Annotated in this window: 9 protein-coding genes; 2 read left to right on the forward strand and 7 right to left on the reverse strand. The window is 71.6% G+C overall.

Going from position 1 to position 13,199, the window contains the following annotated elements:
* Positions 1–67: 67 nt before the first annotated feature.
* Positions 68–1,588 (forward strand): M1 family metallopeptidase, encoded by a 1,521-nt coding sequence (locus ACZ516_RS09290; RefSeq protein ID WP_469009334.1) that lies wholly within the window; start codon positions 68–70, stop codon positions 1,586–1,588.
* Between the two features lie 82 nt (positions 1,589–1,670).
* Here the strand turns inward: ACZ516_RS09290 and ACZ516_RS09295 are convergent, their stop codons facing one another.
* The 3 genes from ACZ516_RS09295 to ACZ516_RS09305 form a co-directional block, all read right to left on the reverse strand.
* The gene (locus tag ACZ516_RS09295; RefSeq protein ID WP_469009336.1) at positions 1,671–2,486 is read right to left on the reverse strand and encodes an alpha/beta fold hydrolase; all 816 of its coding nucleotides are present in this window, start codon (positions 2,484–2,486) and stop codon (positions 1,671–1,673) included.
* Between the two features lie 163 nt (positions 2,487–2,649).
* Positions 2,650–4,128: an amino acid permease gene (locus ACZ516_RS09300; RefSeq protein WP_361082350.1), complete on the reverse strand. Its 1,479-nt coding sequence runs from the start codon at positions 4,126–4,128 to the stop codon at positions 2,650–2,652.
* A gap of 161 nt (positions 4,129–4,289) precedes the next feature.
* On the reverse strand, positions 4,290–6,095 hold the full coding sequence (locus ACZ516_RS09305) for an AMP-dependent synthetase/ligase (protein ID WP_469009337.1): 1,806 nt from the start codon (positions 6,093–6,095) through the stop codon (positions 4,290–4,292).
* Positions 6,096–6,281: 186 nt separating this feature from the next.
* On the opposite strand from ACZ516_RS09305, the gene ACZ516_RS09310 reads away from it, so the two are divergent.
* Positions 6,282–7,034, forward strand: a complete 753-nt coding sequence (locus ACZ516_RS09310) for a MerR family transcriptional regulator (RefSeq protein ID WP_469009339.1) — start codon at positions 6,282–6,284, stop codon at positions 7,032–7,034.
* A 40-nt stretch (positions 7,035–7,074) separates the two neighbouring features.
* Here ACZ516_RS09310 and ACZ516_RS09315 read toward each other — a convergent pair whose 3' ends face one another.
* From ACZ516_RS09315 to ACZ516_RS09330, 4 genes are all read right to left on the reverse strand, one after another.
* On the reverse strand, positions 7,075–9,246 hold the full coding sequence (locus ACZ516_RS09315; RefSeq protein ID WP_469009340.1) for a 3-hydroxyacyl-CoA dehydrogenase NAD-binding domain-containing protein: 2,172 nt from the start codon (positions 9,244–9,246) through the stop codon (positions 7,075–7,077).
* 165 nt (positions 9,247–9,411) lie between these two features.
* Positions 9,412–10,626: an acetyl-CoA C-acetyltransferase gene (locus tag ACZ516_RS09320; RefSeq protein WP_469009342.1), complete on the reverse strand. Its 1,215-nt coding sequence runs from the start codon at positions 10,624–10,626 to the stop codon at positions 9,412–9,414.
* A 36-nt stretch (positions 10,627–10,662) separates the two neighbouring features.
* A complete protein-coding gene (locus ACZ516_RS09325; protein ID WP_469009344.1) occupies positions 10,663–11,805 on the reverse strand; it encodes an acyl-CoA dehydrogenase family protein in 1,143 nt (380 codons plus the stop codon).
* Between the two features lie 61 nt (positions 11,806–11,866).
* Positions 11,867–13,006, reverse strand: a complete 1,140-nt coding sequence (locus tag ACZ516_RS09330; protein WP_358909018.1) for a CaiB/BaiF CoA transferase family protein — start codon at positions 13,004–13,006, stop codon at positions 11,867–11,869.
* Positions 13,007–13,199: the final 193 nt, after the last annotated feature.

The following is a 13,199-nucleotide window of genomic DNA, read 5'->3' on the forward strand; positions in this document are numbered from 1 at the left end:
GGGCGGGCTGAATAGGGTCGTCGGACAAGACGAACCGATCTTGAGCCCCTACGACTTGGAGCTTGACGTGCACCGCAGACTCATTGCCCCGGGCGCGCTCGCGGCCTCTCTCCTGCTGGCGATCCCGGCATCGGCCGCCGACTTCACCCCCGGGGCGCCGGGCATCGGCGATCCCTATTACCCGGCGAGCGGCAACGGCGGATACGACGTCTCCCACTACGACCTGAGGCTGAAGTACCAGCCCGTGACCGACCTCCTGGAGGGCACGGCCACGATCAACGCCCGCACCACCCAGAACCTCTCGCGCTTCAACCTCGACCTCGGCCTCAAGGTCTCCGAGGTGCGGGTCAACGGCAAGAAGGCGAAGTTCCAGAAGACCGGCGACCAGGAGCTGGAGATCACCCCGCCCGCGGGTCTGGCCAAGGGCACGCAGATCACCGTGGTCGTGCGGTACGCGGGCAAGCCCTCCGAGTTGAAGATCAACGGGTACACGGCCTGGCACCGCACACCGGACGGTGGCGTAGCCGCGCAGGAGCCGGAGGCCGCCGCGTGGTGGTTCCCCTCCAACGACCACCCGTTGGACAAGGCGACGTACGACGTGTCGGTGTCCGTGCCCGACGGCAGCCAGGCGATATCCAACGGCGTGCTGCAGTCGCAGAGTTCGAAGCTCGGCTGGACCCGCTTCAACTGGCGCTCCAACAAGCCGCAGGCGAGCTATCTGGCCACGCTCGCGGTCGGCAAGTTCGACATCACGACCGACAAGACCGAGAGCGGCCTGCCGGTCCTCAACGCCTACAGCAAGGACCTCGGCGACAACGCGGGCGCGGCGCGGGCCAGCATCGAGCGCACGACCGAGGTCGCGGAGTGGCTGGAGACGGTCTTCGGCGCGTACCCCTTCAACGCGCTCGGCGGCTACGTGCCGAACGTGAAGAGCAGCTACGCCCTGGAGACCCAGACGCGGCCGTTCTACAGCCCGGCGGCGTTCGCGAACGGCTCCAACGCGTCCATCGTCGTCCACGAGCTGGCCCACCAGTGGTACGGCGACAGCGTCTCCGTGCACCACTGGAAGGACATCTGGGTCAACGAGGGCTTCGCCCGCTACAGCCAGTGGCTGTGGTCGGAGAAGGAGGGCGAGGGCACGGCGCAGGAGCTCGCGGACTACGCGTACGCGCTGCGGCCCGCCGACGACCCGTTCTGGACGGTCAAGCCGGGCGATCCGGGCCCGGACAACCAGTTCCACGGCGCGGTCTACGACCGGGGTGCGCTCGCCCTGCAGGCGCTGCGGAACGAGATCGGCGACGAGTCGTTCTTCGCCGTCCTCAAGGGCTGGCCGCAGCAGTACAAGTACGGCAACGCCAGGGTCGGCGACTTCGTGAAGTACGCGGAGAAGGTCTCGGGCAAGCCGCTCGCGGACCTGTTCGACACCTGGCTCTACCAGCCGTCACGGCCGGACGCCCCCGCCGCGCGGGAGGCCGGGCTCGCCCGGTCCTCGGCCACGCCCGCCCGGCCGAAGTCGTGGAAGCAGATCGCCGCCACGAACGGCGTGCACGACCACGGACCCGACCACGGGCGTGGCCCCGGCCACTGACGGTCACGCGGTGAGCCGCGCCTGCCGGTCAGGGTGACCGGCAGGCGCGGTACCGGACCGGCCACCTGGGGGCGGCGGAGTCTCAACGTGCCGCCTCGCACGCCGCCAGGATGGCGTCCGCGACCGCCGACGGCTCGCGCAGGGTCGGGAAGTGGTCGCTGTGGGCGAGGCGTACGAGGCGGCAGTCCGGGATGCGTTCGGCCATCGCCTCGTTGGTGCGGACCACCTCGGGCCGGTCGTGCTCCCCGATGACGAGGACGCACGGCACGTCGATCTCGCCGAGGCGGTCGAGGACGGGCGGGTCGGGGACGTGGTACGGGTGGCAGGCGAGCCACGCCGGGACGACCGACCTCACGTGCGCCTCGGCCCGCGCGTCGGCGCCCGTGCCGGCGGCGCCGGAGGTGCGCAGCGTCAGCGCCACGATGCCGTCGATGTCGCCCGCCCGCGCCAGCCGGCCGACCTCGGCCGTGAAGTCGCGCGTCAGAAGGTCCTCGGCGCCCGTGACGCCCGGGACCACCAGGGCGAGGCCCGCCACCCGGGCCGGGTCGCCGACGGCGAGGCTGAGGGCCGCGGCACCGCCCATGCTGGACCCGGCGAGGACCGCGCGGGCCACGCCGAAGTGGTCGAGGACCGCGGTCAGGTCCGCCACCGGGGAGAACGGGGCACTCGGCGCCGGGGACCTGCCGTAGCCGCGCGCGTCGTAGCGGATCACCCGATGGCGCTCCGCGAGGCGTGGCAGGACCGGGTCCCAGATCCGGGAGTCACCGACTCCCGGATGGAGAAGGACCAGGGGCGGGCCGGCGTCGTCCGTGCCCCCGGGCCCGCCCGAGTCGTGGGCCCAGACCTCGCCGTCCTTGACCGGGATCGTTGCGTCCTTGACCGGGATCATCGCGTCCATGCCCCGAGTCTGCGACGGAGGGCCGCGAAGCCGCCGGGGAAAGGCCCGCGCGGCACCCGATCGGGTGGCTCCCCCGTCCGGCCGGCCGCATACAGCGCGGTGGCGCCACCCGGGAGCCGAGTGCTCCGGGGTGACGCCACCGTGAGAGGGCGGAAAGCCGCTGCTACCGCTCCGAGTCCTGCTGGGGCGCCGTGAGGCTCTGCGCCTCGCGCTCCACCCGGCGCCGGACGCCGAACCAGCCGACGACCAGGGCCGCGCCCACGATCGGGATGAGGAACAGCGTCTTGCGGCCCACCTCGGCGTCCTTCCACATCAGGCAGAGGACGGCGAGCAGGAACGCGATCGTCACGTACTCGGTGATGCCGCTGCCGGGCAGCCGGAACGTCGGCCGGGTGATCACGCCTTCCTTCGCGCGGCGCACGAAGGCCAGGTGACAGACCATGATCATGATCCAGGTGCCGATGATGCCGAGCGAGGCGACGTTCAGGACGATCTCGAAGGCCTGGTCCGGGACGATCCGGTTCAGGCCGACGCCGAGCACGCCGATGGAGGCGGTGAGCAGGATGCCGCCGTAGGGCACCTGGTTGCGGTTCATCTTCGCCGTGAACCTGGGCGCGGAGCCCGACATCGCCATCGAGCGCAGGATGCGGCCGGTGGAGTACAGGCCGGAGTTCAGCGAGCTCATGGCGGCGGTGAGGACCACGAAGTTCATGACGTCGCCGGCGGCCGGTACGCCGATCTTGGACAGCACCGTCACGAACGGGCTCTGGTCGGCCGAGTACAGCGTGCCGGGCAGCAGCAGCGCGAGCAGCACCACGGAGCCGACGTAGAAGAGGCCGACGCGCCACATGATCGAGTTCACCGCGCGCGGGACGATCTTCTGCGGGTCCTTGGTCTCGCCGGCCGCGACGCCGACCAGCTCCAGCGAGGCGTACGCGAAGACGACGCCCTGCATCACGATCACGACCGGCATCATGCCGTTCGGCAGGAAGCCGCCGTGGTCGGTGATCATGCTCAGACCGGGCTTCCCGCCACCGACCTCGTGCTGGCTGGCCAGCAGGAAGATGCCGATGATCATGAAGGCGGTCAGTGCGGCGACCTTGATGATCGAGAACCAGAACTCCATCTCGCCGAAGTACTTCACCGAGATGAGGTTCACGCAGAGCACCACCGCGAGCGCGATCAGCGCGAGCACCCACTGCGGTATGTCGGTGAAGAAGCTCCAGTAGTGCGTGTACAGGGCGATCGCCGTGATGTCGGCGATGCACGTGGTCGACCAGTTGAGGAAGTACATCCAACCGGCGAAGTACGCGCCCTTCTCGCCGAGGAACTCACGCGCGTAACTCACGAACGAGCCCGACGAGGGACGGTAGAGCACCATCTCGCCGAGGGCGCGCACCACGAAGAACGCGAAGACACCGCACACGAGGTACGCGAGGGCGAGCGCGGGGCCCGCCGAGTGGAGGCGGCCGCCCGCCCCGAGAAAGAGCCCTGTGCCGATCGCGCCGCCGATGGCGATCATGTTGACGTGACGGGCCTTGAGGTCCTTGCTGTAACCGGCGTCGCCCGCGTCCGCGGGGGCCTGGGACGCGTCTGTGCGGGACACGTCCACGGCGGCCGTGTCTACGGCTTCCTTGCTCACGTGGGGGATCTACTCTCTGGTGCCCGGAAGGAACTCCGGGGTCCGGATGGTGCTCCGGCCCACGACACCCCTGACGCGCGCGGACCGACGGGACACCTTCCCTCACGCATTGCCGCGCACGCGGTGGCGCACGTCACATAGCGGGACTTCTCACATGCTGGTCAGGGGGTGTACAAGGCGTCGATCACCTGCTGGTACTTCTCCCGGACGACGCGGCGGCGCAGCTTCAGGGACGGGGTCAGCTCGCCGCTCGCGGGCCCCCACTCCCCGGCGAGGAGGCGGTGCCGCTTGATCTGCTCGGTGCGGTTCAGGCGGGCGTTGGCCGCTTCGACGGCACGGCCGACCTCCTCCCGCACGGCCGGATGGGCCACGAGGTCGCCCTCGACGCCGCGGGCGGCGGCCCAGGCGGGGGCCACCTCCGCGTCCAGGACGAGCAGCGCCACCAGGTAGGAGCGACCGTCGCCGTGCACGAAGGCCTGGCCGATCAGCGGGTGCTCCTTGAGCGCGTTCTCCACGAGAGCGGGCGAGACGTTCTTGCCCGTGGAGGTGACGATCATTTCCTTCTTGCGGTCGGTGAGCCAGAGGAAACCGTCCGCGTCGACGCGGCCGACGTCGCCGGTCGCGAACCAGCCGTCCGCGTCGCGGGCCCGGTCGACGCCGCCGTCGGGCCGCAGATAGCCGTCGCACACCGTCGCGCCCCGCACCAGGATCTCGCCGTCCTCGGCGGTGCGGATCTCCAGGCCTTCGAGGGGACGGCCCACCGAGCCGAGGCGGAACGCGGCGGGGGTATTGGTGGTGACCACGCCGGAGGTCTCGGTGAGCCCCCACGCGTCCATGATCACCAGTCCGAAGCCGGCCCAGAAGCGGGTGACGTCCGGCGGCATCGGCGCCGAGGCGCTCGCCGTCCACACCAGCCGGTCGAACCCGGCGAGCTCCAGGAGCGGGTCGAGCACCTCCGCCTTCGCCCGCTGGTACGCGGCACGCAGCGCCGCCGGTGGCTCTTCGCCCCGCTCCTGGCAGGCGACGTGCGCGCGGGCCGTCTCGTTCGCCGCCTCGATGGCGCGCCGCCGCTCCTCGGGCAGCCCGGCGAGCGCCGCCCGCACGGACGCGGCGAGCTTCTCCCAGACGCGGGGCACGCCGAAGAACTGGAAGGGGTGCAGCTCGCGGGCGGTGGCGGCCACCTCGGCGGGGTCGGCGCAGAGGTGGACGTGCGCGGCGCGCAGCACGGGGAGGTAGATGCTGAGCAGGCGCTCCGCGATGTGCGCGAACGGCAGGTAGGAGATGTGCCCGACGTGTTCGGGGAAGTCGACGACCTTGTCCAGGGCGATGCCGCCGAGGAACACGTTGCGGTGGGTGAGGCGCACGCCCTTGGGGTCGCCGGTGGTGCCCGAGGTGTAGACGACGGTGAGCGCGTCGGTCGGGCGGGTGCGGCGCCAGGCCTCCTCGAAGGCGTCGGGGTCGAAGAGGCGGCCGCCGGTGGCGTGCAGGGAGTCGTAGGTGCGGTGCTCGCCGGCCTCGGCGGCCTCCACCACCACGAGGCGCTCCAGCGGGGAGTCGGCGTCGGCCAGCAGGGGCTCCCAGCGGGGTAACTCGCGGGCGCCCTCGATGATCGCGAGGCGGGCGCGGCTGTGCCGGACGATGTGCGCGATCTGCTCGGGGGCGGAGGTGCCGTACACGGTGACGGGGACGGCGCCGAGGTGCGTCAGGGCGAGGTCGCTCAACCAGTGCTCGGGGCGGTTGCCCATCATCATCAGGACGTGCTCGCCGCGCTCGACGCCGAGCGCGGCGCAGCCGGCGGCGAGGACGGCGACCTCGCGCCGTGCCGCGCGCCAGGTGAGCGTCGACCAGGTGGCGCCCGTGCGCCAGGAGAGGGCGGGCAGCGCGCCGTGGTCCTCGGCGTTGCGCAGCAGCAGGGCGGGGAGCGTGAGGTCGGCGGGGGCTTCGGGGAGTCGCGGGATCGTGGTCATGACCGCCTCCAGGTGCCATCGGCAGGGCGTGTGCGGACGCGTGACATGGGCGGGGCCGGGCGTGCGGCGGAGCAGCAACTGGCCCGGAGGGTTTCACAACACTGGTGTGCCAGCAATACTGTTGGACCGGATCGGCGCGGGGGCCACCCCTGGGGGCCGAGGGGGACGTGGGGAGGGAGGCGGGCCATGACGACGGACACCGGGAGCGCGCCGGCGCGCGCCGAGGAGCCGACGTTCACGGTGGACGAGCTGGCCGCCCGCGCGGGCGTCACCGTCCGCACGATCCGCTTCTACGGCACCAGGGGCCTGCTGCCGCCGCCGGTGATCGGCCCGCGCCGCGTCGGGCACTACGGGCAGGACCATCTGTCCCGGCTGGCGCTGATCGAGGAGTTGCAGCACCAGGGCATGACGCTCGCGGCGATCGAGCGGTATCTGGAGCAGTTGCCCGCGGACCTGAGCGCACATGACCTGGCCATCCACCGCGCCCTGGTGGCGGGCTGGGCCCCCGAGTCGGCCGAGGACGTCTCGCGCGCCGAGCTGGAGCGCAGGGCGGGCCGGCCGCTGTCCGGCGCGGACCTGGACCGCCTCGCCGCGATGGACGTCATCGCGTACGGGGAGGACTCCGACACCTACCGCGTGGACCCGGGCCTGTTGCGGCTCGGGGTGCAGCTGCTCGGGGTGCCGATCGCGCACGAGACGATCCTGGCCGCCCGCACGGTCCTGTTGGAGCACACGCGCGAGGCCGCGCACGAGCTGACGCGTCTCTTCCGCGAGGAGGTGTGGGACCCCTACCGCGAGCGGGAGGCCGATCCCGACCATGTGGCGGCGATGAAGTCGCTGTCCGCCCATATGCAGCCGATGGTCGTGCAGGCCCTGGTGACGGCGTTCCAGCGGTCGCTGAGGGAAGAGCTGAGGGAGGCGTTCCGCGCCGAGCGCTGAACGCCTCCCCCTGCTCTTCGCCGCAGCTCCGCCGAAGGGCTCAGGCGTCGCTGAACTTCTCGCCGCGTTCCGCCTTCTCGACCAGCAGCGCGGGCGGCGTGAACCGCTCCCCGTAGCGCTCGGCGAGTTCCCGCGCGCGGGCCACGAAGCCGGGCAGGCCGCCTTCGTAGCCGTTGATGTACTGGAGCACGCCGCCCGTCCAGCCGGGGAAGCCGATGCCGAGGATGGAGCCGATGTTGGCGTCGGCGACCGACGTCAGGACGCCCTCCTCCAGGAGGCGCACGGTGTCGAGCGCCTCGGAGAAGAGCATGCGCTCCCGCATGTCCTCGAACGGGATCTCGTGGCCGGGCTTGGTGAAGTGCTCGCGCAGGCCCGGCCAGAGCTTGCCGCGCTTGCCGTCCACGTAGTCGTAGAAGCCCGCTCCCCCGCTCCTGCCGGGCCGCCCGAACTCGTCCACCATGCGGTCGATGACGGTGTCCGAGGGGTGGCCCGCCCAGGTGCCGCCCGATTCCTCGACGGCCCTCCTCGCCTCGTCGCGGATCTTGCGGGGCAGGGTGAGGGTCAGCTCGTCCATCAAGGACAGGACCTTGGCCGGGTAGCCCGCCTGCGCGGCCGCCTGCTCGACGGAGGCGGGCTCGATGCCCTCGGCGACCATCGCGACGCCTTCGGTGATGAAGTGCCCGATGACGCGCGAGGTGAAGAAGCCGCGGGAGTCGTTGACGACGATGGGCGTCTTGTTGATCTGGCGCACGAGGTCGAAGGCGCGGGCCAGCGCCTCGTCACCGGTCCGCTCGCCCTTGATGATCTCGACGAGCGGCATCTTGTCGACGGGCGAGAAGAAGTGCAGGCCGATGAAGTCGGCGGGGCGCGTGACGCCCTCCGCCAGCGTGGTGATGGGCAGGGTGGAGGTGTTGGAGCAGAGCAGCGCGTCCGGCTCCACGATGTCCTGGATTTCCTGGAACACCTTGTGCTTGAGCGAGGTGTCCTCGAAGACGGCCTCGATCACGGCGTCGCAGCCGGCGAGGGCCCCCGGGTCGGCGGTGGGCGTGATGCGGGCGAGCAGCGCGTCCGCCTTCTCCTGGGTGGTACGTCCGCGCTCGACCGCCTTGGCGCAGAGCTTCTCGGAGTAGGCCTTGCCCCTCTGGGCGGCCTCCGCCGAGACGTCCTTGAGGACGACCTCGATGCCCGCGCGGGCGCAGGAATACGCGATGCCCGCGCCCATCATGCCGGCGCCGAGCACGGCGGCCTTGCGGACGGTCCTCGGCTCGATGCCCTTGGGGCGGTTCGCGCCGGAGTTGACGGCCTGGAGGTCGAAGAAGAACGCCTGGATCATGTTCTTGGCGATCTGGCCGGTGACCAGCTCGGTGAAGTACCGGGCCTCGATGGTCAGCGCGGTCTCGAAGTCGACCTGGGAGCCCTCGACGGCCGCGGCGAGGATGTTGCGCGGGGCCGGGTAGGGGGCGCCCGCCGTCTGCTTCTTGAGGTTGGCCGGGAACGCGGGCAGGTTCGCCGCGAACTTCGGGTGGGCGGGGGTGCCGCCCGGGATGCGGTAGCCGGGCTTGTCCCAGGGCTGCCGCGACTCGGGGTTGGCGTCGATGAAGGCCCGCGCCTTGGCCATCATCTCTTCGGGGGTGGCCGCCACTTCGTGGACGAGGCCGTTCTCCAGGGCGCGCCTCGGGTTGTACTGCGTGCCCTGGAGCAGCACCTTCAGGAGCGCGTCCGTGATGCCCATCAGGCGTACGGTCCTGGTGACGCCGCCGCCCGCGGGCAGCAGGCCGAGGGTGACCTCGGGCAGGCCGATCTTGGAGCCGGGGGCGTCCAGGGCGACGCGGTGGTGGGCGGCGAGGGCGATCTCGTAACCACCGCCGAGGGCGGCGCCGTTGATGGCGGCGACGACGGGCTTGCCGAGGGTCTCGATGCGGCGCAGCGAGCGCTTGATGGCGTTGCCCGTCTCGAACGCCTGCCGGGCGTTCTCCGGGCCGACCTTGATCATGTCCTTGAGGTCGCCGCCAGCGAAGAACGTCTTCTTGGCGGACGTGTAGATGATGCCGCGGATGGCGTCCTTCTCGGCCTCGGCGCGGTCGGCGATGGCCGCGATGGAGTCCTTGAACGCCTGGTTCATGGTGTTCGCGGACTGCTCGGGGTCGTCCAGCACGAGGGTGACGACACCGGTGTCGTCCTGTTCCCAGCGGATGGTCGTGCGCTCGGTCATGTCTGTGTCTCCGTGAGGTCTGAGGGGGCTCTTGGGGGCGGGTTCGGGGAGGGCCGGGGAGGGGAGGCGCGGCGAAGCCGCTGCCTCAGGGGCGCGGGGAACCGCGCGAGCGACCACGACGCGTCCGCGGTCGGCGACGCACCCGAACCCCTGCGGCGCTCAGCCCTACAGCCGCTCGACGATCGTCGCGATACCCATCCCGCCCCCGACGCACAGCGTGGCCAGCCCGTACCGGAGGTCCCGCCGCTCCAGCTCGTCCACGAGCGTGCCGAGGATCATCGCGCCGGTCGCGCCCAGCGGATGCCCCAGCGCGATCGCGCCGCCGTTGACGTTGACCTTGTCCAGGGAGATCCCCATGTCCTTGACGAAGCGCAGCACGACCGCCGCGAACGCCTCGTTGATCTCCACGAGGTCGATGTCGTCGATGGTCAGCCCCGCCTTGGCGAGGGCCTTCCGCGTCGCCGGCGCCGGCCCCGTCAGCATGATCAGCGGCTCGGAGCCGGAGACGGCCGCGGAGACGATCCGCGCCCGCGGCGTGATCCCGTACCGCTCGCCGACCTCCTTGGCGCCGACGGCGACCAGCGAGGCGCCGTCCACGATGCCGGAGGAGTTGCCCGCGTGGTGGACGTGGTCGATCTCCTCGATCCAGTGGTACTTCTGCAGCGCGACGGCGTCGAAGCCGCCCAGGTCGCCGATGTCCTTGAAGGACGGCTTGAGGCCGGCGAGGGAGTCGGCGGTGGTGCCGGGGCGCATGTGCTCGTCGTGGTCGAGGACGACCAGGCCGTTGCGGTCCTTGACGGGGACGACGGACCGCGCGAAGCGGCCGTCCTTCCAGGCCGCGGCGGCGCGCTCCTGGGAGAGCGCCGCGTACTCGTCGACGTCGCGCCGCGAGAAGCCCTCGACGGTGGCGATGAGGTCGGCGCCGATGCCCTGCGGCGCGAAGCCCGTCTCGAAGTTGGTCATCGGGTCGTTGAACCAGGCGCCGCCGTCGGAGGCCATCGGCACCCGCGACATCGACTCGACGCCGCCCGCGAGGACGAGGTCCTCCCAGCCCGAACGCACCTTCATCGCGGCGAGGTTGACCGCCTCCAGGCCCGAGGCGCAGAAGCGGTTCTCCTGGACGCCGGCGACCGTGTCGGGCAGTCCGGCGGCGATGGCGGCGATCCGCGCGATGTCGGAGCCCTGGTCGCCGACGGGCCCGACCACGCCGAGGACGATGTCGTCGATGGCCGCCGGGTCAAGGCCGGGGAACCGGGCCCGGATCTCGTGGATCAGGCCGACGACGAGGTCGATCGGCTTGGTGCCGTGCAGGGCGCCACTGGCCTTGCCGCGTCCGCGCGGGGTGCGGATCGCGTCGTATACGTACGCTTCGGTGGTCACGCGTGAGCCTTTCGGGGGTGTCCGGGGGAGGGCGGTTCAGCCGAGGACGGAACGGCCGATGATCTCCTTCATGATCTCGGTCGTGCCGCCGTAGATGGTCTGGATGCGTCCGTCGGTGAAGGCCTTCGCGACGCGGTACTCGCTCATGTAGCCGTAGCCGCCGTGCAGTTGCAGGCAGCGGTCGGCGACGCGCTTTTGCAGCTCGGTGGCCCACCACTTCGCCATCGACGCGTGGACGGCGTCGAGTTCCCCGTTCGCGTGGTCGACGACGCAGCGGTCGAGGAAGGCGCGGGTGACGGCGCACTCGGTGGCCATCTCCGCGATCTCGAAGCGGATGTGCTGGAGCTTGGCCAGCGGCCGGCCGAAGGCCTCGCGCTCCTTGACGTAAGCGGTGGTGATCTCCAGGAGGTGCTCGGCGGCGGCGATCCCCGCGACGGCGATGCCCATGCGCTCCTGGGCGAGGTTCGTCATGAGGTGCGCGAAGGCGCCGTTCAGCTCGCCGAGGAGGTTCTCCTTCGGGACGCGTACGCCGTCGAAGAACAGCTCGGCGGTGTCCTGGGCCTTCTGGCCGATCTTGTCGAGGTTGCGGCCCCGCTCGAAGCCCGCCGCGCCGCGCTCCACCACCAGCAGGGACAGGCCGTGGGCGCCGCCCTCCGGGGAGGTCTTGGCGACGACAATGACGAGGTCGGCGAGGATGCCGTTGGAGATGAACGTCTTGGAGCCGTTGAGCACCCAGTGGTCGCCGCGGTCCTCGGCGCTGGTGCGGATGCCCTGGAGGTCGGAGCCCGCGCCGGGCTCGGTCATCGCGATGGCCGTGATCGTCTCACCGGTGCAGAAGCCGGGCAGCCAGCGGCGCTTTTGCTCCTCGGTGGCCAGGGAGGTCAGATAGGGGCCGACGATGTCGTTGTGCAGGCCGATCGCGAGCCCGGCGGCGCCCGCGCGCGTGAACTCCTCGGCGAGGACCGCGGAGTAGCGGAAGTCGGTGTTCCCGCCGCCGCCGTACTCCTCGGGGACGGCGAGCCCGAGCAGCCCCTGCCGGCCGGCGGCCAGCCATGCCGCACGGGAGACGATGCCGTCCTTCTCCCACTGCTCGTAGTGCGGGAGCACCTCCTTGGCGAGGAAGGTGCGCACGGTCTCGCGGAACGCGTCGTGCTCGGCGGAGAAGATCTGCCGTTTCATCGGTACGTGGCCTCCTGGAGCCCTGTGCGGGCCGGCCCTCGGTGGCCGGCGGTCGCGGTCGTCATGGCGTCTTCGGCGCTGCGAGGGCCGGTACGTCCCAGTCGCGGGCGACCTCGGCGGTGTCGGCGCCCGGCCGCGCGGGGCCGGTGCGCACGCGCGTGGGCGTCGCGGAGAAGCGGGGCGCGGGGGCGGGCTGGGTGATGCCGCCGTGGTCGGTGAAGGTGCCGCGCGCGGCGAGGTGCGGGTGCGCGGGAGCCTCGCGCAGGGACAGCACGGGCGCCACACAGGCGTCGGAGCCCTCGAAGACAGCGGTCCAGTCCTCGCGCGTACGTTCCTTGAAGCGCGCGGCGACGGCCTCGCGCAGCTCGTCCCAGCGGGCCAGGTCCTTGCGGGCGGGGGCCGCCTCGGCGAGGCCGAGCAGCGCGATGAACTCGTCGTAGAACCGCTGCTCCAGAGGGCCCACGGCCATGTGTCCGCCGTCGGAGGTCTCGTAGGTGCCGTAGAAGGGGCAGCCGCCGTCGAGGAGGTTGGCGCCGCGCCGGTCCTGCCAGCCGCCGGCCGCGAGCATGCCGTGGATCATCGTGGAGAGGTGCGCGGCCCCGTCGACGATCGCGGCGTCCACGACCTGCCCCGTGCCGTGGGCGCGGGCGTGGGTGAGCGCGGCGAGGACGCCGACGACGAGGTAGAGCGAGCCGCCGGCGTAGTCGCCGAGGAGGTTCGCGGGAATCGCGGGCGGCTCCCCCGCCTTGCCGATCATGCCGAGGGTGCCGGTGATCGCGATGTAGGCGATGTCGTGCCCGGCGCTCCGGGCGAGCGGCCCGTCCTGGCCCCAGCCCGTCATGCGGCCGTAGACGAGCGCCGGGTTCCGCGCGTGGCAGGCCTCGGGTCCGACGCCGAGGCGCTCGGCCACGCCGGGCCGGTAGCCCTCGATGAGGACGTCGGCGCGCTCGACCAGGTCGAGGACCCGTCCCGGGCCGCCGGCCGCCTTCAGGTCGATGAGCACGGAGCGTTTGTTGCGGTTGGTGACGTCGTACGCCGGGTCGATCGCGAGGCCGCCGCCGTCCGGGCGGTCCACGCGCACAACGTCGGCGCCGAGGTCGGCCAGGAGCATGGCCGCGAACGGGCCGGGCCCGATGCCCGCCAGCTCCACCACGCGCACCCCGGCGAGCGGCCCGTCAAAGCCCTTGCCCGGCACTGCCATTGAGCCCCCAGCGCTATGACACAACTGATGTAACACCAGTGATGCTAAGAACGTGTTCCACTGTGCACAAGCCCTTGACGAGCAAGCGCTTAGCCAATCTTGGCCCCACGAGGGCCGGGGGCGCGGGCGCCACCCCCTGGGGACGCGCGCTAGCCTCGGCCACCCAACTGCCCCTGCGTACGGCGAAGAGGTG

The organism is Streptomyces sp. NPDC034037 (assembly GCF_055575715.1).

What these genes read in the sequence shown, in the direction of transcription:
- ACZ516_RS09330 (WP_358909018.1), bottom strand. Translation starts at nt 13,006, where the DNA reads ATGGCAGTGCCGGGCAAGGGCTTTGACGGGCCGCTCGCCGGGGTGCGC.
- ACZ516_RS09310 (WP_469009339.1), top strand. Translation starts at nt 6,282, where the DNA reads ATGACGACGGACACCGGGAGCGCGCCGGCGCGCGCCGAGGAGCCGACG.
- ACZ516_RS09315 (WP_469009340.1), bottom strand. Translation starts at nt 9,246, where the DNA reads ATGACCGAGCGCACGACCATCCGCTGGGAACAGGACGACACCGGTGTC.
- ACZ516_RS09305 (WP_469009337.1), bottom strand. Translation starts at nt 6,095, where the DNA reads ATGACCACGATCCCGCGACTCCCCGAAGCCCCCGCCGACCTCACGCTC.
- ACZ516_RS09325 (WP_469009344.1), bottom strand. Translation starts at nt 11,805, where the DNA reads ATGAAACGGCAGATCTTCTCCGCCGAGCACGACGCGTTCCGCGAGACC.
- ACZ516_RS09295 (WP_469009336.1), bottom strand. Translation starts at nt 2,486, where the DNA reads ATGGACGCGATGATCCCGGTCAAGGACGCAACGATCCCGGTCAAGGAC.